The 22742-nt window shown below is 61.5% G+C and carries 25 protein-coding genes; 14 read left to right on the forward strand and 11 right to left on the reverse strand.

Annotated elements, in window-relative coordinates:
- Nucleotides 1-49: 49 nt before the first annotated feature.
- Complete coding sequence (locus ACSSVQ_RS05870) at nt 50-391, reverse strand: hypothetical protein (RefSeq protein ID WP_454181422.1); 342 nt, start codon at nt 389-391, stop codon at nt 50-52.
- Between the two features lie 358 nt (nt 392-749).
- Entirely contained in the window at nt 750-1484 is a 735-nt protein-coding gene (locus tag ACSSVQ_RS05875) for a hypothetical protein (protein WP_454181423.1), read from the reverse strand.
- Nucleotides 1485-1679: 195 nt separating this feature from the next.
- Here ACSSVQ_RS05875 and ACSSVQ_RS05880 point away from each other — a divergent pair, with 195 nt between their 5' ends.
- The 5 genes from ACSSVQ_RS05880 (at nt 1680) to ACSSVQ_RS05900 (ending at nt 7186) form a co-directional block, all read left to right on the forward strand.
- On the forward strand, nt 1680-1865 hold the full coding sequence (locus ACSSVQ_RS05880) for a hypothetical protein (protein ID WP_293325313.1): 186 nt from the start codon (nt 1680-1682) through the stop codon (nt 1863-1865).
- Between the two features lie 310 nt (nt 1866-2175).
- The gene (locus tag ACSSVQ_RS05885; protein ID WP_454181425.1) at nt 2176-2841 is read left to right on the forward strand and encodes a TetR/AcrR family transcriptional regulator; all 666 of its coding nucleotides are present in this window, start codon (nt 2176-2178) and stop codon (nt 2839-2841) included.
- Nucleotides 2838-3866 (forward strand): fatty acid desaturase family protein, encoded by a 1029-nt coding sequence (locus ACSSVQ_RS05890; protein ID WP_454181427.1) that lies wholly within the window; start codon nt 2838-2840, stop codon nt 3864-3866. The genes ACSSVQ_RS05885 and ACSSVQ_RS05890 overlap by 4 nt, the downstream gene beginning before the upstream one ends.
- A 98-nt stretch (nt 3867-3964) precedes the next feature.
- Complete coding sequence (locus ACSSVQ_RS05895; protein ID WP_454181428.1) at nt 3965-5020, forward strand: phosphotransferase; 1056 nt, start codon at nt 3965-3967, stop codon at nt 5018-5020.
- Nucleotides 5021-5179: 159 nt separating this feature from the next.
- The gene (locus ACSSVQ_RS05900) at nt 5180-7186 is read left to right on the forward strand and encodes a PAS domain S-box protein (RefSeq protein WP_454181430.1); all 2007 of its coding nucleotides are present in this window, start codon (nt 5180-5182) and stop codon (nt 7184-7186) included.
- 21 nt (nt 7187-7207) lie between these two features.
- On the opposite strand, the gene ACSSVQ_RS05905 is transcribed toward ACSSVQ_RS05900, so the two are convergent.
- The 5 genes from ACSSVQ_RS05905 to ACSSVQ_RS05925 all read right to left on the reverse strand — a co-directional run bounded on the left by ACSSVQ_RS05905 (nt 7208) and on the right by ACSSVQ_RS05925 (nt 11148).
- On the reverse strand, nt 7208-7849 hold the full coding sequence (locus ACSSVQ_RS05905; RefSeq protein WP_454181432.1) for a glutathione S-transferase family protein: 642 nt from the start codon (nt 7847-7849) through the stop codon (nt 7208-7210).
- Nucleotides 7850-7973: 124 nt separating this feature from the next.
- Nucleotides 7974-9212 (reverse strand): acyl-CoA dehydrogenase family protein, encoded by a 1239-nt coding sequence (locus tag ACSSVQ_RS05910; RefSeq protein WP_454181434.1) that lies wholly within the window; start codon nt 9210-9212, stop codon nt 7974-7976.
- A gap of 165 nt (nt 9213-9377) precedes the next feature.
- On the reverse strand, nt 9378-9812 hold the full coding sequence (locus ACSSVQ_RS05915) for a nucleoside deaminase (RefSeq protein WP_293325292.1): 435 nt from the start codon (nt 9810-9812) through the stop codon (nt 9378-9380).
- 92 nt (nt 9813-9904) lie between these two features.
- Entirely contained in the window at nt 9905-10450 is a 546-nt protein-coding gene (locus ACSSVQ_RS05920; protein WP_293325289.1) for a PAS domain-containing protein, read from the reverse strand.
- Between the two features lie 218 nt (nt 10451-10668).
- Nucleotides 10669-11148, reverse strand: coding sequence for a GNAT family N-acetyltransferase (locus tag ACSSVQ_RS05925; RefSeq protein WP_454181436.1), 480 nt, complete (start codon nt 11146-11148; stop codon nt 10669-10671).
- 182 nt (nt 11149-11330) lie between these two features.
- Here ACSSVQ_RS05925 and ACSSVQ_RS05930 point away from each other — a divergent pair, with 182 nt between their 5' ends.
- From ACSSVQ_RS05930 to ACSSVQ_RS05960, 7 genes are all read left to right on the forward strand, one after another.
- Entirely contained in the window at nt 11331-12728 is a 1398-nt protein-coding gene (locus ACSSVQ_RS05930) for a hypothetical protein (RefSeq protein WP_454181438.1), read from the forward strand.
- 85 nt (nt 12729-12813) lie between these two features.
- Nucleotides 12814-13800: a pseudouridine synthase gene (locus ACSSVQ_RS05935; RefSeq protein WP_454181440.1), complete on the forward strand. Its 987-nt coding sequence runs from the start codon at nt 12814-12816 to the stop codon at nt 13798-13800.
- Complete coding sequence (gene rsmD / locus ACSSVQ_RS05940; protein ID WP_454181442.1) at nt 13775-14356, forward strand: 16S rRNA (guanine(966)-N(2))-methyltransferase RsmD; 582 nt, start codon at nt 13775-13777, stop codon at nt 14354-14356. Before ACSSVQ_RS05935 ends, rsmD begins: the two co-directional genes overlap by 26 nt.
- A gap of 95 nt (nt 14357-14451) precedes the next feature.
- Nucleotides 14452-15312, forward strand: a complete 861-nt coding sequence (locus ACSSVQ_RS05945) for a TIGR01459 family HAD-type hydrolase (protein ID WP_454181444.1) — start codon at nt 14452-14454, stop codon at nt 15310-15312.
- Between the two features lie 101 nt (nt 15313-15413).
- Entirely contained in the window at nt 15414-16364 is a 951-nt protein-coding gene (locus tag ACSSVQ_RS05950; RefSeq protein WP_454181446.1) for a bifunctional riboflavin kinase/FAD synthetase, read from the forward strand.
- 34 nt (nt 16365-16398) lie between these two features.
- Entirely contained in the window at nt 16399-17058 is a 660-nt protein-coding gene (locus ACSSVQ_RS05955) for a class I SAM-dependent methyltransferase (protein WP_454181448.1), read from the forward strand.
- Nucleotides 17059-17087: 29 nt separating this feature from the next.
- Nucleotides 17088-17873, forward strand: coding sequence for an enoyl-CoA hydratase (locus tag ACSSVQ_RS05960; RefSeq protein ID WP_454181450.1), 786 nt, complete (start codon nt 17088-17090; stop codon nt 17871-17873).
- Nucleotides 17874-17880: 7 nt separating this feature from the next.
- Here ACSSVQ_RS05960 and ACSSVQ_RS05965 read toward each other — a convergent pair whose 3' ends face one another.
- A complete protein-coding gene (locus ACSSVQ_RS05965) occupies nt 17881-18501 on the reverse strand; it encodes a DUF6101 family protein (RefSeq protein ID WP_454181452.1) in 621 nt (206 codons plus the stop codon).
- A 163-nt stretch (nt 18502-18664) separates the two neighbouring features.
- Here ACSSVQ_RS05965 and ACSSVQ_RS05970 point away from each other — a divergent pair, with 163 nt between their 5' ends.
- Both ACSSVQ_RS05970 and ACSSVQ_RS05975 read left to right on the forward strand, forming a co-directional pair.
- Nucleotides 18665-20194, forward strand: a complete 1530-nt coding sequence (locus tag ACSSVQ_RS05970; protein WP_454181454.1) for a UbiD family decarboxylase — start codon at nt 18665-18667, stop codon at nt 20192-20194.
- A 75-nt stretch (nt 20195-20269) separates the two neighbouring features.
- Entirely contained in the window at nt 20270-20728 is a 459-nt protein-coding gene (locus ACSSVQ_RS05975; protein WP_454181456.1) for a carboxymuconolactone decarboxylase family protein, read from the forward strand.
- Here the strand turns inward: ACSSVQ_RS05975 and ACSSVQ_RS05980 are convergent.
- Genes ACSSVQ_RS05980 through ACSSVQ_RS05990 form a run of 3 tightly spaced genes read right to left on the reverse strand, consistent with a single transcriptional unit; the run spans nt 20725 to nt 22582 of the window.
- The gene (locus ACSSVQ_RS05980; RefSeq protein WP_454181458.1) at nt 20725-21363 is read right to left on the reverse strand and encodes a YceI family protein; all 639 of its coding nucleotides are present in this window, start codon (nt 21361-21363) and stop codon (nt 20725-20727) included. The genes ACSSVQ_RS05975 and ACSSVQ_RS05980 overlap by 4 nt on opposite strands.
- A complete protein-coding gene (locus ACSSVQ_RS05985) occupies nt 21360-21950 on the reverse strand; it encodes a YceI family protein (protein WP_454181460.1) in 591 nt (196 codons plus the stop codon). The genes ACSSVQ_RS05980 and ACSSVQ_RS05985 overlap by 4 nt, the downstream gene beginning before the upstream one ends.
- Nucleotides 21947-22582: a cytochrome b gene (locus tag ACSSVQ_RS05990; RefSeq protein WP_454181462.1), complete on the reverse strand. Its 636-nt coding sequence runs from the start codon at nt 22580-22582 to the stop codon at nt 21947-21949. The genes ACSSVQ_RS05985 and ACSSVQ_RS05990 overlap by 4 nt, the downstream gene beginning before the upstream one ends.
- Nucleotides 22583-22742: the final 160 nt, after the last annotated feature.

Here is a 22742-nt window from a genome sequence, read left to right on the forward strand (position 1 = left end):
CGGCCTGCCGTCGCGTCCTGTTTTCGCAACAGACCGTTCACGGAAGGGGTCATGCGCCGCTTTCCGCCTGCTCGCGGAACCAGTCGGCGATCTCCCTGGACTTGCCGTCGAGCACCTTGCCGGCCTCCGTATTGCGCACCGGTTCACGCTTCGGGCCGAAGAAGAGCTGTTCGGTGGTGACCAGCAGGCGCCATTGCAGCTTCCGCCCCGCGGTCCTTGTCATCACATGATGCTCGATCTGGAAGGAGATGCCATCGCTGTGGAAGGCATGGCGCTGCCGCACCCACTCCATATCCTCCACCGTCCAGCGGTCGTGCAGGAATTTCGGGTTGCTCAGCGCATAGAGCTGCCGCCAGTGCCGCAGGAAATGCGCGCTCGATAGATTGGCCATGAGGGGGTCCTTACCGCGACGTCCACCCTTTCTACAACAATCCGCCCCTCACATCCCCGGTGTCATCCCGGCCCCCCTTGCATGTACGGAGGCCGGGACCCACTCGCCCACACCACCTGCCGCAGCCGCCAATGGGTCCCGGCAACGAGTGCCGGGACGACACCTGCGTTTTGAAAACAAAAAAACACGCTGTCATCCCGGGATTTATTCCCGGGATCCACTCGCCTCCCAATTTGCTGAAACGTGGAATGGATCCCGGCTTTCGCCGGGATGACACCGAGATCTAGAGGAATTTCACCACCGTCTTATTCGTCCAGTGCCTCACGGCCATCGGGTGCCGAACCCTGAGGCTGGACGACTAGGACATGTAGCCGACGAACCGGAGGTGAAGCGCCTTTTCCGTGTCGGTCTCTAGCTTGAAGGTGGCGCTTCGCTGGCATTCCGTCGCCGCTACCCGCACGACAAAGGTCATCGGATTTTTGTCATCGATGTAGTTTATGCCCTCGGCAAACGTGGCCGCTGGAGCGCTGAACCGTAATTGGTTCATGTGGTTCCAATGCGAGGCGATCTCCACGATCTTCTCGGGATCGTCAGACCGGATATTGAAGCCCTTTTCCTCAAGTTCCAGGGGGAGACCGCCGACGATTTCGGGCATTGGGGAAATACGGTCCACGAACACCCGGCAGTTAGAAAGAACGCCGCCGCCAGCGTTCTTTATGCCGATCCGGACGGCGCTAAAGACATGCTCCCCTCTCAATTCGGTGATTTCGTAGGGAAAGCCTGCTTCAAAGCCGATTTCGATTTGGGGAGGAGCCTTAACCTCATCTTCCTTAGACTCGGCTCGCGTTGCTTTGCGCCGTGTATGAATGAATCCAAGAATGCCGCCCACAAAGAATAGCAACCCGATCCAGAAAGCCCATGTGTCGGCTGTAGGGTTGGAAATCCACTCAGCGATATGGGGAAACCCAAAATACTTTGGATAAGTCGAAAGGTTGGAAACTGCCGTCTCGGCTGGTGTTTGCATGGCAACCATTACCAGCGCGCCAAAAGCGCTGCCGACAACCCATACGAAATCTCTGCTAAACTTCCCCATCCACCGACGATACACCGAGCAGGAGCGCCGGGCGCATATACCCTCTCTCCCCTATAGGTGTGTTTGGCACGATAGGTTGCCAATATGCCGCAGTGTTTTCCGCTTGCATCACCCCGTCCCATTCCCATATATGTTGCGCCGCAACATGAATGGCGGTTCCGCTTTTGGCCTGCCATCTATCGAATGGAGACAGACATGTTCAGGGAATGGCTTGACGCCGCCGCTTCGGTGGCCGGTCTTTTCGCCGGCGTTCCCTTCTGGATCGAGCCCGTCGAGGGCGTATCCGGTCCCGTCGCCGCCGAAATGGCCGCCCGGGAAGAAGCAGCGCGCGAGGAGTTCGACAACGGAACCTTCGCCCTCTTCAAGCACGCCGCCGACTAAACCCGCTTTATAGAAGCGGATCGGCGCTGCCGAAGCAGTATTCATGAACCCCGGTTCCTTTCTTCGCAGATGCGAAGCGAGGACCGGGGTTTTTGTTTGCAAGGCGTCCTGCCCCTCGCCGTCATGGCCCGGCTTGTCCGGGCCATCCACGTCTTTCTTCTGTCGCCAAGACGTGGATGCCCCGCATGAAGCGGGGTATGACGAAAAGAGGGATGTGCAAACCTCAAAATCATCCCGATTGACCCCGAAGCTGAACCGTGGTTCATTCTCTCCTGAACGGCAATTCACTCAAAGCTTTCAGAGGTTCGCATTGGCCTATCGCCGGACAGGGAAAGTCTCCGCCCGCCTCGCCGACAATCGGCGGCGCATTCTGAATTCCGCCCGCGAAATCGTGGCTGAAGACGGATTCAGTTCCGCGCAGATGAGCGAGGTGGCGCGCCGGGCCGGTGTCGCCACGGGCACGCTCTACCGCTATTTCCCCTCCAAGGAGGATCTCTGCCGGCAGGTGTTCCGCGAGGTGTCGACCCGCGAGATGAACATACTTGCGAATATCGCTTCAGAAGATGCGCCCGCCATGGAGCGGCTCGAATCCGTGCTGCGGACCTTCGCGGGCCGCGCCATTCAGGGCCGCCGCCTCGCCTATGCGCTGCTGGCCGAGCCCGTCGATGTGGGCCTCTCGGAAGACCGCACAAGGTTCCGCCGCACGCATGCGCAGGTTTTCGCGGGCATTCTCGAAGATGCCATCGAGGCGGGCGATATTCCGCGGATCAACACGCAGATCGCAGCGGCCTGCATCGCAGGCGCCATTCCGACGGCACTGATCGGGCCGCTTGCGCCGGAGTCGCATGACATTGAAGCCCAGGCCGGCGAGCGCGTGCTGGACGACATCGTCGCCTTTTGCCTGGCCGCGGTTCACGCAGGTCCCGCGGCAACCAAAAAGAACGAGAAAACCGAAGAGCGGAGGATCGCATCATGACCGCCAAAACCGTCGGCGCCGGCGAACTTTTATCCCCCCAGCAACTGGCCGTGGTGCGCGAGCGCTCCGATTTGCGCGGCACATGGCTCGTCGTCCATGCCTGGGGCGTCATCTTTCTTTCCATGGCGATGTTCGCCTGGTTCCCGAACCCGCTCACCTTCATCGCCGCGGTGGTGCTGATCGGCGGGCGCCAGCTCGGGCTTGCGATCCTGATGCATGACGGCGCGCATGGCATCCTCACGAAGAACCAGAAGCTCAACATGTTTCTGAGCCAGTGGTTCTGCGCCTATCCGATGCTGGCCGAAACGGGTGCCTATCGCCGCTATCACCTGAAGCATCACGCCAATACGCAGCAGCAGGAAGACCCCGACCTCATCCTGTCGGCGCCCTTCCCCATCACGAAGAAGAGCTTCCGCCGCAAGGTGATCCGCGACCTGACCGGCCAGACCGGCTATCAGCAGCGCAAGGCGCAGTTCCTGAACGCCATCGGCCCGTCGGACTGGCCGCTGTCGCAGCGCCTCGCCAATTTCAACAAGAAGCTGGGCAAGTCCGCGCTCACCAATGCGGCGCTTTTCGCCATTCTCTGGGCGGCCGGGCATCCCTGGTATTTCGTCACGCTCTGGGTTCTACCGCTGCTCACCTGGCACCAGTTCATCACCCGCGTGCGCAATATCGCCGAGCACGCCATGGTGGATGACGACGATCCGTTCCGCTATGCCCGCACCACCCGCGCCGGGCTTTTCATGCGGGCCGTTCTCGCCCCCTATTGGGTGAACTACCATGTCGAGCATCACCTGATGATGTGGGTGCCCTGCTACAACCTGCCCAGGGCGCAGGCCTATCTCTTCGCCAACGGCTTCGGCGAGCGGATGGAGATCAAGGACAGCTATTTCGACGTGATCCGCATGGCGACCTCGCGCCCCGACAGCGACGACAGGCCGGGCGAGCTGAAGCACAATGCGCGCCGCCGCCGGGTGGAAGGCTCCATGGGCGAGGGCTTCGAGCCCAGCCAGGACGCTGCGTAAGTTGCCCTGCCGAATTTGCGACAAGGCCCGCCTTTCCGGAGGCGGGCCTTTCCATGTTAAACCTCTCCCCAACAAGACATTTGAGGGAGAAAGCGTCCATGAGCGCCGCAGAACAGAACCAGCCTGAAATCACCGAGGTGCGCGAGGCGCACCGTTTCGACGTGAAGCGCCTTGAAGACTGGTGCCGGGCGCATGTCGAGGGCTTTTCCGGCGATCTGGAGGTCCGCCAGTTCGAGGGCGGCCAGTCCAACCCCACCTTCCTCCTGACGAGTGGCGGCAAGCGCTATGTCATGCGCAAGAAGCCGCCCGGAAAGCTGCTCGCCTCCGCCCATCAGGTGGATCGCGAATATCGCGTCATGAAGGCGCTCGGGCCGACGGATGTGCCGGTCCCGCATATGTATGCGCTGTGCGAGGATGACGATGTCATCGGCACCGCCTTCTATGTCATGGAATATCTGGAAGGCCGCGTCTTTGCCGACCAGACCATGCCCGGCTCCAGCGAAGAAGAGCGCCGCGCGGTCTATGCCAATCTCGCCGAGAACCTGGCAAAGCTTCACGCCGTCGATTACGAGGCGGTGGGTCTTTCCGATTTCGGCCGCCCCGGCAATTATTTCGAGCGGCAGATCGGGCGCTGGATCAAGCAGTATCGCGGCGCGCAGACCGACGATATTCCCTCCATGGAACAGCTCATCGACTGGTTGCCGCAGAACATTCCCGACGAGCCCTCCGTCACCATCGCGCATGGCGATTACCGCCTCGGCAATGTGATGTTCCATCCGACCGAGCCGCGCATGATCGCCGTTCTGGACTGGGAGCTGTGCACCATCGGGCATCCGCTCGCAGATGTGGCCTATACCTGCATGTTCGACCTGATGGCCGTGTCCGCCACCGCCGCGCCCATCGATCGCTCCGCCACGCCGGGCATCCCGACGGTGGAGGAATATGTCGCGGATTATTGCCGGCAGGCGGGCCGCGACGGGATCGAGGATCTGAATTTCTACCTCGCCTTTTCCATGTTCCGCCTCGCCTCCATCAGCCAGGGCGTCTACAAGCGCGGGCTGGACGGCAATGCGAGTTCGGAACGGGCCAAGACCATGGGCGATGCCTGCCGTCACCTGGCGGACAAGGCATGGGAAATCGCGCAGTCGAGTTGACCGGCGCGGGCGCGTCCAAATCATGCTTAAGGCGGCCTTAACGGCGCGGTTTTTTGCCCGGCCAACAAGATGTTCTTAAAGAATCGCGCCTAACCTCTCCGGAATGAAGGAAACACCGTCCATTGAGGCGGTATGGGGCAGTCCATCCGGAGGTCGCATATGCACCCCTCGAAGGCGCAGCAGTCGAGCGCCCTGAACGAGGAAACGAAATGCCCGGCGGAAGCGGCGGCGGATGCCGTGCTTGCGCCTGTGAAGCCGTATGTGCAGCCCTCCGCCCAGCTTTTCCGTTCGCTGATCGAAAACGCCTCCGACATCTTCTCCATCATTCTGCCCGACTGGACGATCGGCTATCTCAGCCCGGCCGCATCCGATGTGCTCGGCTTCCCCGCGGAGAAGACCATCGGGCGGAGCATTCTCGATATGGTCCATCGCGAAGATCGCGCCCAGTTGAGGGACGACCTCGAAAGCTGCCTCAGCCATGCGGTGGAATCCTTCCGCATACGCACGCGCATGCGCTCTCCCGACGGGTCGTGGCGGGTCATGGAAACGCGGGCGCAGAACCATGTCGACGATCCCGAGATCGGCGGCATTCTCTGCATCACGCGCGACGTCACGCAGTCGGAGGAAATGGCCTCGCTGCTGCGCGAAGCCGAAGAGCTCGCGCGCTTCGGTCACTGGCGCTGGGTGAAGGGCGATCCCTCGCCGAACTGGTCGCCCGGCGTGGCGCGCATTCTGGGGCGCTCCGTTTCCGGCATGCCGAGAAGCGGCAACTGGTACGAGCAGCTCGTCCACCCCAATGACCGCGACGAATTGCTGTCGAAATTCATCGAGGCCTTCGAGACCCATACGCCGATCCACTGCGTCACCCGCTTCCGCGCCTCCGACGGCACATGGCGCCACATCAAGATCCACGCCTATTCCGAAGTGGATGCGCATGATGAAATCGGCGCCCTTGTCGGGCTTGCGGAGGATGTGACGGAAGAGGTTCAGGCCGATCAGGCGCTGCGCACCTCCGAAGCCCGCTATCGTCTGTTGACGGAAGAAGCCTCGGACGTGGTGGCGCAATATGCGCTGGACGGCACGGTTCTATACATCTCGCCTTCCGTGCAGTCGCTTTTCGGCTATCCGCCGGAAAACTATATCGGCACCTCCTTCGCCATGCAGCAGGTCCATCCCGACGACATGGCATGGATGTCGCCCGCCTTTCTGGAGCTCGAACACAATCGCGACATGGTTCGTTTCGAATATCGCGCCAGGCATGCGAATGGCGACTATATCTGGGTCGAGACCACCATGCGCGCCACGCGCAATCTCGGCGAGCGGGTGGAGATCATCGGCGTCACGCGCGACATCAATGCGCGCAAGGCCTATGAGGCGGAACTCAAGGATGCGCGCGAGCGGGCGGAAGCCGCCAGCCGCACCAAGTCGCGTTTCCTCGCCAATATGAGCCATGAGCTGCGCACGCCGCTCAACGCCATTATCGGCTTTTCCGAAATCCTCAACCTCCAGATGTTCGGCGAGCTCGGGCATGAGCGCTACAAGGAATACGCCCAGCTCATCAATGAGAGCGGCCAGCTCCTGCTCGACCTCATCAGCGACATTCTCGACATGTCGAAAATCGAGGCGGGCAAATACGAGCTGCATCCGGAAGAAGGCGACATGCGTCAGATCGCCGAGGCAACGCTTCGCCTGGTGCGCGCCAGGGCGGACGAAAACCGTCAGAAGCTGGACCTCATCGTCCCGGGACCGGCCCCTCTGCCCATCGTCGCGGATATCCGCGCGGTGAAGCAGATCCTGCTGAACCTTCTGTCCAATGCGATCAAGTTCACGCCGGCGGGCGGCCGGATTTCCATCGAGATCCAGCACCTCGACGACAGCTATATGCTGCGCGTCACCGACACCGGCTGCGGCATTCCCGAAAGCCAGCTCCCGCGCCTCGGCCGGGCCTTCGAGCAGATTTCCGGCAATGCCGCCGTCGCCCAGCAGGGCACGGGCCTCGGCCTTGCGATGGTGCGTTCGCTGGCGGAAATGCATGGCGGCGATTTCCGCATCGAAAGCGAAATCGGCCGCGGCACGAGCGTCACGGTGCGGCTGCCCCACATTCCTTTCTGTCCGCTGGAAACCCATGCGGACGAGGATACGCAGGCCCGGCTGCGCACGGCCTGAGGCCCCGCCTCAAATCCCGCCTCAGATTCCCATGAACTGTTTCAGCGCCACGTCCATTTCGGCGAGCACGCGGGCGCAATGCGTATCGTCATACATCGCCCGGTAATAGCGCTCGACATTGACGAACGGCTTCAGCGGTTTTTCCTCGCCGAACATCGGCCCCAGACGTTCGAAGAAGAAGAGGATCGGCACCAGCGCGCAGTCGGCGAAGCTCAGCGTATCGCCGAGCGCATAGGCCGAGCCGTCCAGATAGGTGTCGAGCCAGCCCATGCCTTCGACCACTTCGCCCATGGCGCGCGCCACGAGGTTCTTGTCGCGGGTGCGCGGATCGATCTGGTCGAAGAGATCGCCCATCGGCTCCATCACATAGATTTCGCCGATGCGCGCCAGCAGGCGTATCTGCGCCCGCGCCACCGGGTCGGCGGGCAGAAGCGGCGCGCCCTCGCCCTTCTCCTCGAAATATTCGCAGATCACATCGGATTCGGGGATCACGTGATCGCCGTCGATCAGCGTCGGCACCTTGTGCATCGGCGTCAGCGCGGCGAGCTCGGCCTTCACCGCGTCGTCCGATATCGGCAGCAGCTCGACATCGAGGCCCTTTGCATAGATGGCGATCCGGCAGCGCCCCGAATAGGGCGACAATTGTGCGTTGTACATCTGCATGTGAAGGAGCCTTTTTCAGTTTCTCCATCCGGACAAGCAGATGGCCGGCCCGGTTCCCCGGCACCGGCCATCCCTTCGTATCAGCGGTTCCCGCTCATACCGTCTGTTCCACGCCGCAGGCGGATCATTCGGCGGCTGCGCGGACCTTGTCCTTGTACTTCTTGAATTCAAGCCGCGCGATGGTGCGGTTATGCACCTCGTCCGGGCCGTCCGCCAGACGCAGCGTGCGAATGCCGGAATACATCTTGGCGAGACCGAAATCGCTCGTCACGCCGCCGCCGCCATGGGCCTGGATGGCGTCGTCGATCACCTTGAGGGCGATGTTCGGCGCCGCGACCTTGATCATGGCGATCTCGGTGCGGGCGACCTTGTTGCCCACCGTGTCCATCATATAGGCGGCCTTCAGCGTCAGAAGACGCGCCATCTCGATATTGGTGCGGGCTTCGGCCACGCGCTGCTCCCACACGGAGTGATCGGCAATCGTCTTGCCGAAGGCTTCGCGGGAGAGAAGGCGTTCGCACATCTTTTCGAGCGCGCGCTCGGCCACGCCGATGGTGCGCATGCAGTGATGGATACGGCCCGGGCCAAGCCGTCCCTGGCTGATCTCGAAGCCGCGGCCTTCACCGAGCAGAAGGTTTTCCGCCGGCACGCGCACATTTTCGAGGATCACTTCCGCATGGCCGTGCGGCGCGTCGTCATAGCCGAAAACCGGCAGCATACGGACGACCTTCACACCCGGCGCGTCGAGCGGCACCAGCACCTGCGACTGCTGACGATAGGTGTCGGCTTCCGGATCGGTCTTGCCCATCAGGATCGCGATCTTGCAGCGCGGATCGCCCACCCCCGACGACCACCACTTGCGGCCGTTGATGACATATTCGTCGCCGTCGCGCTCGATGCGGGTGGCGATGTTGGTCGCATCGGAAGAGGCGACAGCCGGTTCCGTCATCAGGAAGGCGGAGCGCATCTCGCCGTTCAGCAGCGGCTCCAGATATTCCTTCTTCTGGCGGTCGTTGCCGTAGCGTTCCAGCACTTCCATGTTGCCGGTGTCGGGCGCGGAGCAGTTGAAGACTTCCGACGACCAGCCCACGCGGCCCATGATCTCGCAGAGCGTCGCATATTCGAGATTGGTCAGACCGCCGCCGAGTTCGGATTCCGGCAGGAACAGGTTCCACAGGCCCGCTTCGCGCGCCTTCGGCTTCAGGTCTTCGAGGATCTGCGGCACCTGCCAGGGATTCCCCTGCGCGCGGAACTCGTCCATCTGCTTCTGGTAGGTGTCTTCGTTGGGATAGATGTACTCATCCATGAATTTGTTCAGGCGGGCCTGAAGCTCTTTCACTTTGTCGGAATAAGCAAAATCCATATCGTCTCCCCTTTCTTTCTTTTGTGTTGGAGGAACCCCGTGGAGTGCGGAGCCCCGATTGCAATGCGAATGGGCGGGACTCTAACGGAGGTCCCGGCGTAAATCACGCATAAAGCCGTATCGGGGGTGAGGTATTCCGCCGCTGCCTGAAAGCGGGCCGCGCCATCAGCCGCGCCGCGCGGCAAAGAAGGCGCGCAACATGGCGGCCGCGTCATTTTCGCCGATCCCGCCATAGACATCCGGCCGGTGATGACAGGTCGGATGGGAAAAGATGCGCGGGCCGTGATCGACGCCGCCGCCCTTCTCGTCCGCCGCGCCGTAATAGAGGCGACGAATGCGCGCGAATGAAATTGCTGCAGCGCACATAGGACAGGGTTCGAGCGTCACATAGAGATCGCAGTCGATCAGCCGCTCCGACCCCAGCACCGCGCAGGCCTCGCGAATGGCCAGCAGTTCCGCATGCGCCGTCGGGTCCTTAAGTTCCAGCGTCCGGTTGCCCGCGCGCGCAATCGCCTCGCCCGCTGGCGACATCACGACCGCGCCGATCGGCACCTCGCCGCGCGCTTCGGCGGCCCGCGCTTCGGCGAGCGCGAGGTCCATGGGCGTCCTCGGGGGCGTCTTCGGGGGCGTTGTTTTTTGCTGTCTGTCGGCGGCGTCGCTCATGCGCGGAACCTATCACACCTCTATGGATGTCATCCCGTCGGCACCGCGATAGGCGTGGCGGGAACGCCGGCCCCGATATCGATCCATCCGGCGGACTGGATTTCCTTGATGAGGAATGTCCCGACCGGCGTTATCCGCCCGATATTGCCCTGCGCAAGAAGTCCGACGATGATATTCGAGTTGGCCGCGCGATTGGTCATGGGCAGGTCCAGCACGTCGAACTCGACGAGATATCCCTTTGCCGACTGGGCCGTGACCACGAAATGTCCGCCGCATGGCGTGGAAAGGATGGCGTCGCTGGCACTCTGGAATGCACCGAAGGCGGAGGCTTCCAGCATATCCAGATAGCTCTGCTTCGTGGGGTCGAAACCGATGTCCTCGGTGATGCCGGTCCCGACCATCCGGAACACCACCTCTCCGGTTTTGAAATATTCGACCAGGAGGATGCGCGGCATGATTTTGTGGATCGCCGCCGGATTGAAGTCGGCACGGTCGGGCAGGAAACCGGATTTCGGCAGGCTGTCCCAGTACTGGAAGAACTGCTTCGTCTCCGGATGAGAAAATCTATCGGGCATGATCTCCCTTATTGCACCTTACCCCGCCACTCACTTTAAACATTAAACCCGGCAAAAGTTAAATGTCCGGCGGAGAGCTTTTCTTACTATTACGTCTTTACGCAACAAGAGCTTCGGGTCGGTGCCCGAACACTTGCAGACCGCCTGTATCGGCGCGGGCATGCATGGGGCGGCTTGGGCGCGCCGTCGCCGGAAAGGAAGCCTGAAAAAGAGCCCGCTCACAGATATTTCCGCAGCTCCGCCGTATAGGGCCGGTAGCCCGCGCGCCCGTAAATGTCCATGGTTCGGCTGTTGGCGCTCAGTGCGCCGATCATGATCTGCCTGAGGCCCCGCCGCCGCGCTTCGTCTTCGCACGCCCCGATCAGCGCGCGGCCCACGCCGAGCCCCCGCGCCGCCTCGTTCACGTAAAGCTCGGTGATATAGGCGTAAGTCCGCTCTTCCTCGGTGACGAAAAGCGGCGCTTCCTCGACCACCAGCACGCCCCAGCCGATGACCTCGCCGTCCCGTTCCGCGACGAAGGCCCGGCCCTGCTTCTGCGCCAGTTCCTCCACCAGCTCGGCGAAATACTCATCCGCCACCGCGGGATCGAGCCGCCGATTGGGCTCGACCTCATGCTCATAGCGCTGCGAGCCCATGATGAAGGACAGCGCGGCGGCTTTGTCGGCGGTGAGGTCGATATCGCGGAGCTGGAAGGTCATGGGGCGGAGGATACCCCAGCCTCGCCCAATCCAGAAGTGTCATACCGGCGAAAGCCGGGACCCATTGGCATTTCGGCAAGTGGTTTTTGAGAGTGGGCCCCGGCTTTCGCCGGGGTGACACCACATATTTGTCTGTCATGCCCCAACCCGATCCGGGCCCCCACACCTTCATGCGCCGGTCAATGACTGCGATAGCAAGTGTCTGTATCATCCGCACCATGCCCAATTTGAAAGAGCAGACCCAAGCGATCATTGAAGAGCTAAACAGGCTTCAAACAGCGCCCCCGCCTTACCGCGAAGATGATGAAGACTTTCCGCTTCCTCGTTTGATCGGCACAGGAGACGGCAACTCGATACTTGTATCTCGGAAGATAGACGTCGCTATCGCGGCCATCGCGGATCAGCTCCGGTCGGAGATTCCAGACATCACGCAAAAGACCACAAGAGAGGAATGGAGGTGGCAAGTTCGTAGAGAATTTGGGCCAGCCCTTGCAAAAATCGATTTAGCCCAAAATTTGGGTTCCAATGCTGACTCCGTTATTTCTATGGTCAAAAACGGATTACGAAAGAACGTGGCCGCGTATGGCGAACGTGAAATCATTTTTGGATGCACGCTTTTTTACAATAAATCGCTACCTCCCTTCCAAATTGGGCCTGTTTGTTTTGAGCCTCGTTCCGCATGGCTGAACCGCCAACATCAAGAAGGCTATATCTCCTCTATTGGGTGCCGACGCCTCGAAAAGAAATGGTCCGGGGAAACCATCCGACGACGGAAGCCTTCTTCAGATAGTCTTCTAGAAACGGATATTTTGGAGACGATAGGCAAATGTCCATATGTCTGCAGCGTAAGAACATCAGGACTCAGCGCTGAAGCTGGACGTGAAAAGGCTCTGACCGTGGCCCGTCTAGCGGTTACATCCATTGCCCTTCTATGGAGGTCGCCGACAAAAACTCTTGATGGGATGAATTTACTACCTGATCGCCCCTGGCATAGAGAGACAATACTAATATCGGCTCCCAACCAACGGATACTTGCTAGTTCAAAACTTTCTCATATGCCACATGGTCCGACATTAGAGAACGGCCAATGGGAACATTTGTTTGCCGAGCACAAAGCTCATTTCGACGCAGCTGGGAAAATTCTTTTCTATTTGGTCAAACCTTATGAAGACACGGATCAACCGAGATTGAAGAATACGTTGGCCCAGGCACTTCTATGGTTTCATGAAGGTTGCCGAGAGACCGTTACGCTTATGGCCATCGTCAAATATTCTGCGGCACTTGATGCACTGGCCTGCGGGGGGGGTGAACAAGGAATAAGGCGAATGATCAACGCTCGCTTGGGCATTCACGACGAGATGCCGATTTGTCCGGGCGGGCCGACACTACAAAAGGCAGTGGAAGAAATTTATAAGTACGGTCGGAGCCGAACGATACATGGAACGAATAAAAAATTAGGGCACGACTGGATAGCGACAAGAGAAACTGCCGAACAATTCGCCCGAATGTGTTTGCTGGCTTGCTTGGATTGGATGGCATCCCACCCAAAGTCCGATGACCCAAAACTACTTTCACTTTAATTAGCTAGTGATGATGCATGTTATCGGAACGGGAAGCCCTCCCGCCCCACTTCCCGCTTTCCCCGCGCCCTGATAAAGAGAGCGCATGACGACACCCCCGGCGGACACGCCCCCGAAAGCCAACGACCAGCCAACCGACGACGCGCAAGCGACGCCGGAGGGCGAGCGCATTGCGAAGGTGATTGCGCGCGCGGGCGTCTGCTCGCGCCGCGAGGCGGAGAAGCTGATCGCCGAGGGCCGTGTCAGCGTGGACGGCCAGGTACTTTCGAGCCCCGCCCTCAATGTGACGGGCCGGGAAAAGATCGTGGTGGACGGCAATCCGCTGCCGCAGCAGGAGCCGACCCGGCTCTGGCGCTATTACAAGGAGGCGGGCCTCGTCACCACGGCGCGCGATCCGGAGGGGCGGCCCACCGTCTTTTCCCGCCTGCCGAAGGACATGCCCCGCGTGGTCTCGGTCGGGCGGCTCGACGTGAACACCGAAGGCCTGCTGCTCCTCACCAATGACGGCGAGCTGGCCCGCCTGCTGGAACTGCCCTCCACCGGCTGGACGCGGCGCTATCGCGCCCGCGCGCATGGCCGCGTCACCCAGGCCGATCTCGACAAGCTGAAAAACGGCGTCACGGTCGAGGGCGTGCGCTATGGCGCCATCGAAGCCACGCTCGACAAGGCGCAAGGGGCCAATGTCTGGATCACGCTGTCGCTCAAGGAGGGGAAAAACCGCGAGGTGAAAAAGGTGCTGGGCTCCATCGGCCTGGCGGTGAACCGCCTCATCCGGCTTTCCTACGGCCCCTTCCAGTGCGGCGACCTGCAGCCCGGCGAGGTGCGCGTGGTGCCCAACCGCGTGCTGATGGACCAGCTCGGCAACAATGCCGAGAAATTCGGCGGCAAGCGCCCGGCCGACCATCCGGCACAAGAAAAGAATAACAATTCACAACAACGAAAACCCGCTGGAACCGGCCGAAAACCGTCGCAAAAGGGCGGTGGCAGACCTGCTGCGAAATCCGGAACCAAAACCGGCGGGGCTCGCAAGACAAAAGGTGGCGCCCATGCGCATCGTCGGCGGCGCGTTTAGGGGCCGCGTGCTTCATGCGCCGGAGGGGCAGCGTCTGCGCCCGACCAGCGACCGAACACGTGAATCACTGTTCAATATTTTGGAACATGGGAAATTCGGCGAGAATCTGCCGGATTTCTCGCTCCAGGGCGCCCGCGTGCTCGACCTGTTCGCCGGGACGGGCGCGCTCGGCATCGAGGCCTTGTCGCGCGGCGCGAGTTTCGCGCTCTTCGTGGACGACAGCGCGGAGAGCCGTGGCGTCATCCGTGAGAATCTGGATTCACTCGGGATCATGGGTCGCGCCAAGATCTATCGCCGCGACGCCGCCCGCCTCGGCCCGCGCGAGGGAAGTGCTGGACCGGAATTCACTTTATTGTTCGCCGATCCGCCCTATGGCAAGGGTCTGGCCGGCCCGGCGCTGACCACCGCGCTCGCCGGCGGCTGGATCGGCCCCGGCGCGCTCTGCGTCGTGGAGGAAAACGCCAAATCCGACTTCGAGGCGCCGGAGGGGTTCGTCGAGCTCGACCGCCGCCGCTATCGCGACACGGAGATCGTGTTTCTGACCCCCGCCGCTTGACCGTGAATGAGGGCATGGGGTCAATCTTGCCCCGCTCATGCTCTATCTCGCCCGAACCATCGTTCAACCTTGCCCCGAAAGAAGGATCCGAGCCCGTGCCCCTGATCTCCGGTCTCTCCGCCATCGCCGATAATTACGATGCCCTCCTCTGCGATGTCTGGGGCGTGCTGCACAATGGCAAGCGGGCCTATCCGGGCGTGCCGGAGGCGCTCGACAATTTCCGGAAAAAGGGCGGCACGGTGCTGCTCCTGTCCAACGCACCGCGGCCGTCCGCCACGCTGCCGGCCATGTTCGAGCAGCTCGGCATTCCGCAGGACGGCTATGACGGCATTCTGACGTCCGGCGATGCGACCCGGGAATGCCTCGCCTCGCGCCAGTTCGGCACGGCCTGCTATCACATCGGCCCGGCGCGCGACCTGCCGCTTTTCGAAGGCACGGGCGTTTCCCGCGTCGGCGAGGCGGAGGGCCAGTTCATTCTGGTCACCGGCCCCTTCGACGACGAGACCGAAGGGCCGGACGATTATGCCGAACAGTTTCAACGGCTTGCGGCGCGCGGCCTGCCGATGATCTGCGCCAATCCCGACATTCTGGTGGAGCGCGGCGAACGGCTCATCTATTGCGCCGGCGCGCTCGCGAGGGCCTATGAGGAGGCTGGCGGCAAGACCGTCTATTTCGGCAAACCGCATGGTCCCATCTACGATATCGCGCGAGAAAAGCTCGCCGGATTCCGGGGCGCGCCCGTCGCCGATCCCCGCCTCCTTGCCGTGGGCGACGGGCTGGCGACCGACATCAGGGGCGCCAATGGCGCCGGGATCGACGCGCTTTTCGTGACAGGCGGTGTATTCGCGGGCGAGTGCGGCGACGATCCTGAACAGCCCGACCCCGATAAAGTGCGGATTGTGCTTGCAAAACACGACGTCAACGCGGTCGGCGCCATGGCGCGGCTCGCCTGGTAGCGGCGACGGGACACTTGACGCTTGCGGAACGATCCGCCATCCCTTTGCCCCGGTTCATTTTCCAGCCAGCCAGTCCTTCAAGCGGTTCCAGACCCCGTTACATGCACATCATCCGTCATTACGAACATGTCGCGCCCGGCCTCCAGGGTGCCGTTTTCGCGCTCGGCAATTTCGACGGCGTGCATCTCGGCCATCAGCAGGTGATCGCACAGGCGCGCGCGCTGGCCGATGAAATGGGCGCACCGCTGGGCCTTCTGGTCTTCGAGCCGCATCCGCAGCAATATTTCTTTCCCGACAAGCCCTTTTTCCGCCTGACACCTTTTCGTGCCAAGGCGCACAAGCTGGAGCGGCTCGGGGTCGATATACTGGCTGCGCTCCCCTTCGACGAGACGCTGGCCACCAAACAGGCGCCGGAATTCGTACTGGACGTTCTGGTCGACGGTCTCCATGTCTGTCACGTCGTGGCGGGGTATGATTTTCGCTTCGGCAAGGGCCGCGGGGGCGATGCCGCCGCGCTCGGCTATATGGGTATGATGGAAGGCTTCGGGGTCACGATCGTGGATGAAGTGAAAAACGGCGGCGAAACCTATTCCTCCACCCGCATTCGCGAACTGCTCCATGAGGGCAAGGTGCGCGAGGCGGGGCAGATGCTGGGAGACTGGTGGAAGGTCGAAACCCAGATCCAAAAAGGCGACCAGCGCGGCCGCACCATCGGCTTCCCGACGGCGAATCTGCCGCTGGACGATCATGTCGAGCCCGCGCTCGGCGTCTATGCGGTGCGCATCGAGATCCAGGACGGGCCGGAAAAAGGCATCTATGACGGCGTCGCCAATATCGGCCGCCGTCCGACCTTCGACAAAACCGACGTGCTGCTTGAAGTGCATATCTTCGATTTCGACGCCGACATCTATGGCTGCCACGCGGGCGTCTCGCTCATCGGCTATATCCGCGAAGAACGGAAATTCGACGGCCTCGATGCGCTAAAGGCCCAGATTGCGAAAGACAGCGAAACCGCCAGGCACATCCTGAAGGACGCGCCTGAAAAGCCCTGACAAGGGCCCAACCCTTTACTCCCGCGAGACATAAATGGTTCGCATCGGCGATCCGGCCCGCTTCATCCGTGAAAATACGGAGTTCCTGCCCTCTCCTCTGGTGCCAGAAATCCGGCTCCATGTGGCGAGCGACGCCTTGCCCCTTTGGGAGATGACGGAGGAGGAACTCGAGCAGGTCGGTCTCCCGCCGCCTTTCTGGGCCTTCGCCTGGGCGGGCGGCCAAGCCCTGGCCCGGTATATTCTCGACAATCCGGATGTGGTGAGAGGCAAACGCATTCTCGATTTCGGCGCCGGCTCGGGTCTTGACGGCATTGCCGCAGCTATGTCGGGCGCGACCTCGGTTCTCGGCGCCGACGTCGACCCCTTCTCCGTCACGGCAATCCGCCTGAACGCTGAAATGAACAATGTTTCAGTTCTTTCAGTCGCGGATGACCTTGTCGGGATGCCCAACCAGGGCTGGGACGTCGTGCTGGTCGGCGACATGTGCTACGAGCAGCCGCTGGCGGGAAGAATCGAAAGCTGGCTTCGCGGCTTTGTCGCCGACGGCGTCACCGTGCTGATCGGCGATCCGGGCCGTACCTATCTGCCGAAATCCGGCATGGAACGGCTCGCCACCTACAATGTGGAAACCTCGCGGGCACTGGAAGACAATGACGTCCGGCGGACCAATGTCTGGCGGCTTCTAAAAAAGTGAATATTGTTTCATTTTGAAAGGGAACGGATATGAGTGATCACATCTTGGTGGAGCGCGCCGACGGCGTAATGAAGGTCGTGATGAACCGGCCCGACAAGAAAAATGCGCTGACCGAAGCCATGTATGCGGCGCTGGGCGATGCCATTGAGGCCGCCCATGCCGAGCGCGACATCCGGGTGATTTATTTCACGGGGGCCGATGGCGCTTTCACCGCAGGCAATGATCTCGGCGATTTTGCCAAGCAAGGGTCCGAACCCGCCGGCACCTCTCAGGAAGAGCGCCCGGTCAGCCGTTTCCTCCGCCTCATCAGCACCGCCGAAAAGCCGATCGTCGCCGGCGTGAACGGGCTCGCCGTCGGCGTGGGCGTGACCATGCTGCTCCATTGCGACCTGGTCTATGCGGGCAGCACCGCCACTTTCCAGATGCCCTTCGTCAATCTCGGCCTCGTGCCGGAAGCGGCCTCGACCTATCTGCTGCCGAAGGTTGCCGGATTGCAGAAAGCCTCCGATCTGTTCCTGACAGGCCGCAAGGTGGATGCGGAAGAAGCGGAGTCCATGGGTCTCGTTGCGCAGGTCTTCCCGGGCGACATGCTGCAGGAAGAGGCTTACGGCCGCGCGCGCATGCTCGCCGCCAAGGCGCCGACATCGGTCAAGCTCACCAAGGCGCTGTTGCGCAGTGGCGAGGCGTCGGCCGTCGCATCGCAAATGGCGAAGGAAGCAGAGCATTTTGCCGCCCAGCTTCGTTCCGATGAAGTGAAAGAAGCCATCAGCGCGTTCTTCGAGAAGCGTCCGGCCGATTTCTCGAGATTCGGATGAGGTCCGCTCAATAGGCGGGGGGTCTGGTGCCCGTCATCAGGCGCTGCGTCCAAAAACGTGGCTGGCCGGTCTGACCGAAGGTGATCGGCCGGCGGGCCGACAGCGGATTGGCCCCCGAATGCGGCTGCGGCGCTTGCACCTTGAGGGCACCGAGCCGCGTTTCGGCTTCCTCAAGCTCGCCCTCGCCGTTCTCCATCAGCAGGGGCAGGCCCAGCGCCCGGCTCCAGCCGCGCCAGCGGGCGGTCACATCCGCCCCCTCGAAACAGGCGTGCAACGTCACGTCCCGCTCCGGATCGTGCTTATGAACCAGATCCACAAGCACGACCGGGCGCGGGCGCGCAATCGTTGTGGCGGTGCGCATTGCGACGCCACGATAAGCCGTCACCGGCTCTTCCCAGCAGAAATGACCGAATATGGGAGATGAATCCGTTGCCTTCACGGCGTCGGCATAGATGGTGGCAAAGCGGATAATGCCGATGGCCCGGTAATGCCATTTCACCGCCGGGATCGACACGCGTTGCGGCAGGGACAAAGGATCGGCGTCCAGAGGACCGCCATTCCATTTCCTTGTCTGGTTCGCTTTCGCGCTTTTCGGTTTTTGGTGGGCCGAAGCCGCCATCTGCCCCATATCGCTCTTTCCATTCATCGCAATCGGGGCAAGGTTAGGGCAACGTAGTTGGCATCCTGTTAATGCCGCGACCTAAAATCGGACATATTTGGCAGGCCCCGCGGTTTGCGGCATTCTCCGCCCCCGCGCCCCTCCGGCACGACGCCTTCAAGAAGAGACACGCATGTCCTATTCATCGCTGCGCGAATTCCTCGAGAAACTCGAACATACGGGCGATCTCGCCCGGGTCGCAGAGCCGGTTTCAACCGTTCTGGAGATGACGGAAATCCAGACCCGGCTTCTCGCCGAAGAGGGCCCGGCGGTGATTTTCGAGAACCCGGTGATGGGCGACGGCTCCCCTTCGCCCATGCCTGTTCTGGTCAATCTTTTCGGCACGGTGGAGCGCGTGGCGCGGGCCGTCACCATGGGCGGGCTGGAGCGCACCAAGGGCAGCGAATTGAGAACCGTGGGCGAAGCGCTCGCCTTCCTGCGTCAGCCGGAACCGCCCGGCGGTTTCCGCGAAGCCTTCGAGATGTTTCCGCTGCTGAAGACTGTCATGGCGATGAAGCCGAAGACGCTCTCCTCCGCTCCCTGTCAGGAGGTGGTGCTGCAAGGCAAGGATATCGATCTGACCGGCTTGCCCGTTCAGTCCTGCTGGCCGGGCGAGCCTGCGCCGCTCATCACCTGGCCGCTCGTCGTCACCAAGGGACCGGGCAAGCGCAAGGAAGACGATTTCAATCTCGGCATTTACCGGATGCAGGTGCTGGGACGCGACAAGACCATCATGCGCTGGCTCGCCCATCGCGGCGGCGCGCAGCATCATGCGCGGTGGAAAAACGAAAAGACCGAGCCCCTGCCCGCCGCTGTCGTCATCGGCGCGGACCCCGGCACCATCCTCGCCGCTGTCACGCCGGTGCCGGACACGCTCAGCGAGTACCAGTTCGCCGGCCTCCTGCGCGGGCAGAAAGTGGAACTGGTCGACTGCAAGACAGTGCCACTCAAGGTGCCGGCGGAAGCAGAAATCGTCATCGAAGGGCATGTCTCGCTCGACGAATATGCCGATGAAGGCCCTTATGGCGATCACACGGGCTATTACAATTCGGTCGAAAAATTCCCGGTCTTCACGGTGAGCGCCATCACCATGCGGAAAGACCCGATCTATCTTTCGACCTTTACCGGCCGTCCGCCGGACGAGCCCTCCGTGCTGGGGGAAGCGCTCAACGAGGTGTTCATTCCGCTGTTGCAGCAGCAATTCCCGGAGATCACGGATTTCTGGCTGCCGCCGGAAGGCTGCTCCTACCGCATCGCCGTCATCTCGATGAAGAAGGCCTATCCGGGTCACGCCAAGCGCGTGATGATGGGGGCATGGTCCTTCCTGCGCCAGTTCATGTACACGAAATGGGTCATCGTGGTGGATGACGACATCGATGCGCGGGACTGGAAAGACGTGATGTGGGCGATTTCCACACGCATGGATCCGGTGCGCGACGTGACGATGATCGAGAACACGCCGATCGACTATCTCGACTTCGCCTCGCCGGAATCGGGCCTTGGCGGCAAGATCGGTCTCGACGCGACCAACAAATGGCCACCCGAGACAAAACGCGAATGGGGCCAGCAGATCCGCATGTCCGACGAGGTGATCGACGAGGTCACGAAGAAGTGGACGAAGATGGGCCTGCCCGGCACCGGCAAGCCGATCTGGAAAAAATAGGCCCGTCTGTCACAATCCGCCGCTCCGTTCCGTCTTTCATGCAGGACCACCCTCGTGAAAGATGGAGCATTCCCCATGAAAGAACGTCTCGACGGCTACAAGGCCTCGCCCGATGCCTATCACGCCATTCTCGGCCTCCAGAATTACGTGAATGAATGCGGGCTCGAGCATTCGCTGATGGAACTCGTCAAGATCCGTGCCTCGCAGATCAATGGCTGTGCCTATTGCCTGCATATGCATACGCGGGACGCGCGCAAGGCGGGCGAAAGCGACGAGCGGATGCATCTTCTTGCCGCCTGGCGCGAGAGCCCGCTCTTCACCGAGCGCGAGCGCGCGGCGCTTGCCTGGACGGAGGCGCTGACCCTTGTGTCGGAGACGGAAGCCCCGGATGAAGTTTATGAGGGTCTTCGCGCGCATTTCAGCGAGAAGGAAATCGTCGACCTCAGTACCGCGATCGGGACCATCAATGTCTGGAACCGGCTCGCCATCGGCCTTCGCACGATCCATCCGGTTTCGACGAAAAAAGCCGCCTAGGAAGTTTCCTTCGGCTTCCTGAATTCCGCCTGGATGCGGATACGCACTTCATCACCGACGGCGGGCCGCCAGTCGCTCAACCCCCACAGGGAACGGCGGAAGCTGCCCGTCGCCGAAAAGCCTATCGTATCTTCGCCGGTGAGCGGATTGGGCGATGCCCCATTGAAGGTAACGTCCAGCGTGACGGGATGCGTCTCATCCGCGATGGTGAGGTCGCCCGTCACCGTTCCATTCGTCTCGCCGGTGCGGCTCATTCTGGTCGACACGAAGCGGATATCGGGGTGGCGGTCGGCCTTCAGCAGCGTCTTCACCATCGCGTCGAGCTCGGAAACATTGGTGTCGACACTCGCCGTCTCGACGGTCGCCTCCAGTCTTGTCTTTGCAAGATCGCCCGGTCGCAGATCGAGCGTCGCTGTTGCCTTGTCGAAGCGCATGACGAAACGCGAATAGCCGAAATGACCGACATCGAAGAGCAGGCTCCAATGATCGGCATCCATGGAATAAGTGCCCGCCGGCACATCGACCGGATCGAGGCTCACATCATGCGTTGCAACCCTTGCCGCCGCGCAGGACGCAAGTAGAAGCGCCAGTCCCATCGAAGCCGTCAGCTGGATGGCGCGGGGAAATACGGTCACTGCGCATCCTTCCCGCTTTTGGCGCGCGTCGCCCGAAGATCGATTGCGACCGTCACATTCGGCCCGGCAACCTGGCTTGTCGCCATCTGGCCGCTGCCGATGCCGAAATTCAGCCGATTGATGACCGTCTCCCCCGTGACATGGGCCGTGTCGCATTTTATTTCGAGCGCGAAGGGCAGCTTTACTGGAAGGCTCACCCCTTTCAGAGTGAGAGTCCCGTCTGCGACATAGTCGTTTCCGTTTTCGTGGCTGAAACTCGTGGCGCTGAAAACGGCGACGGGATAGCTGGCGACATCGAACCAGGTCGCTTGCGGCAGATAGGTGTCCTTCTCCTCTTCACCCGTCTTGCAGGACGCCGTGTCGATTTCGACCCGCACGCTGGCATTTGCGAGATCGTCCGGATCGAATGCGATATCGGATGTAAAATCGGCGCAAGCACCCCTGATCGCCGTCCCGCTGCCGTCGGTCGCTACCCAGGAGATCGTCTGCGGGTCGGAAACCGGGTTCCACCTGGTTGCGGCGGTCGCGGGCCATACGCATGTCCCGGCAAGCAGCAAAGCAAATACGGCGATTGCCATTCTGTTCATGAGTTCGTTTCCCGGTCGGTTTCTGTCGGAGGTCTCCGGCTTCGCCCCAGCATGCGCATCAGCACTTCGTCCCGGCGCATGAAATGGTGCCAAAGCGCCGCCGCGACATGCAGCAAAAGAAGGCCGGCGCCCAGCGCGGCCAGCACGGCGTGCACCCAACTCGCTATGTTTTCGATGGCCGCCTTGTCGGGGCTGGCCTCAATAAATCCGATATGGGGCAATGGGACCACGCCATAAAGAAGGGTCGCTATGCCGAAGGGCGATGCCGATACGACCACCCACCCCGTCAACGGCATGACGAGAAGGATTACGTAGAGCCCGGCATGAGTTGCCCTGGCCGCAAAACGCTCAAACGCCGTCAGACCGGCGGGAAGGTCCGGCACTCCGACTGCGAGGCGCCAGACGAGGCGGACCGCCATCAGGAGAAACAGGGTCGCGCCGATCGATTTGTGGAGCTGATACAGGGGAAATGTGAGGGGATCTGTGAGCGGAAGCCGGGTCATTACAAGACCGATCGCCAACATTGCCAGAAAGAGGATCGCAACCAGCCAATGCAGGACGATGGACAAAACACCATAGCGGTCTTGTGAGTTACTCAGCTGCATTGCCTCTCCCTGCGTCAGTATGACCATGCAGCGCATTCCCCCGCGCTGCAACGCCACGCCCCGTCCGCCGCCATCAAAAGAGCGTGATTGGCAGCGATGTCAGAGGGTGGGCCGCCATGCTAGCGTGGCTCCCGCAAATTTCGAATCGACACGAACCGGTCCATGGGAGGCCGGCAAAAGGGGTAAC

It is taken from the genome of Parvibaculum sp. MBR-TMA-1.3b-4.2, from assembly GCF_053628815.1.

Coding starts and splice junctions, on each gene's coding strand:
- ACSSVQ_RS05990 (WP_454181462.1), bottom strand. CDS start 22,582: ATGGTCATACTGACGCAGGGAGAGGCAATGCAGCTGAGTAACTCACAA.
- rsmD (WP_454181442.1), top strand. CDS start 13,775: ATGCGCATCGTCGGCGGCGCGTTTAGGGGCCGCGTGCTTCATGCGCCG.
- ACSSVQ_RS05910 (WP_454181434.1), bottom strand. CDS start 9,212: ATGGATTTTGCTTATTCCGACAAAGTGAAAGAGCTTCAGGCCCGCCTG.
- ACSSVQ_RS05900 (WP_454181430.1), top strand. CDS start 5,180: ATGCACCCCTCGAAGGCGCAGCAGTCGAGCGCCCTGAACGAGGAAACG.
- ACSSVQ_RS05875 (WP_454181423.1), bottom strand. CDS start 1,484: ATGGGGAAGTTTAGCAGAGATTTCGTATGGGTTGTCGGCAGCGCTTTT.
- ACSSVQ_RS05960 (WP_454181450.1), top strand. CDS start 17,088: ATGAGTGATCACATCTTGGTGGAGCGCGCCGACGGCGTAATGAAGGTC.
- ACSSVQ_RS05955 (WP_454181448.1), top strand. CDS start 16,399: ATGGTTCGCATCGGCGATCCGGCCCGCTTCATCCGTGAAAATACGGAG.
- ACSSVQ_RS05915 (WP_293325292.1), bottom strand. CDS start 9,812: ATGGACCTCGCGCTCGCCGAAGCGCGGGCCGCCGAAGCGCGCGGCGAG.
- ACSSVQ_RS05985 (WP_454181460.1), bottom strand. CDS start 21,950: ATGAACAGAATGGCAATCGCCGTATTTGCTTTGCTGCTTGCCGGGACA.
- ACSSVQ_RS05950 (WP_454181446.1), top strand. CDS start 15,414: ATGCACATCATCCGTCATTACGAACATGTCGCGCCCGGCCTCCAGGGT.
- ACSSVQ_RS05935 (WP_454181440.1), top strand. CDS start 12,814: ATGACGACACCCCCGGCGGACACGCCCCCGAAAGCCAACGACCAGCCA.
- ACSSVQ_RS05930 (WP_454181438.1), top strand. CDS start 11,331: ATGACTGCGATAGCAAGTGTCTGTATCATCCGCACCATGCCCAATTTG.
- ACSSVQ_RS05870 (WP_454181422.1), bottom strand. CDS start 391: ATGGCCAATCTATCGAGCGCGCATTTCCTGCGGCACTGGCGGCAGCTC.
- ACSSVQ_RS05905 (WP_454181432.1), bottom strand. CDS start 7,849: ATGCAGATGTACAACGCACAATTGTCGCCCTATTCGGGGCGCTGCCGG.
- ACSSVQ_RS05925 (WP_454181436.1), bottom strand. CDS start 11,148: ATGACCTTCCAGCTCCGCGATATCGACCTCACCGCCGACAAAGCCGCC.
- ACSSVQ_RS05975 (WP_454181456.1), top strand. CDS start 20,270: ATGAAAGAACGTCTCGACGGCTACAAGGCCTCGCCCGATGCCTATCAC.
- ACSSVQ_RS05970 (WP_454181454.1), top strand. CDS start 18,665: ATGTCCTATTCATCGCTGCGCGAATTCCTCGAGAAACTCGAACATACG.
- ACSSVQ_RS05890 (WP_454181427.1), top strand. CDS start 2,838: ATGACCGCCAAAACCGTCGGCGCCGGCGAACTTTTATCCCCCCAGCAA.
- ACSSVQ_RS05920 (WP_293325289.1), bottom strand. CDS start 10,450: ATGCCCGATAGATTTTCTCATCCGGAGACGAAGCAGTTCTTCCAGTAC.
- ACSSVQ_RS05880 (WP_293325313.1), top strand. CDS start 1,680: ATGTTCAGGGAATGGCTTGACGCCGCCGCTTCGGTGGCCGGTCTTTTC.
- ACSSVQ_RS05965 (WP_454181452.1), bottom strand. CDS start 18,501: ATGGGGCAGATGGCGGCTTCGGCCCACCAAAAACCGAAAAGCGCGAAA.
- ACSSVQ_RS05895 (WP_454181428.1), top strand. CDS start 3,965: ATGAGCGCCGCAGAACAGAACCAGCCTGAAATCACCGAGGTGCGCGAG.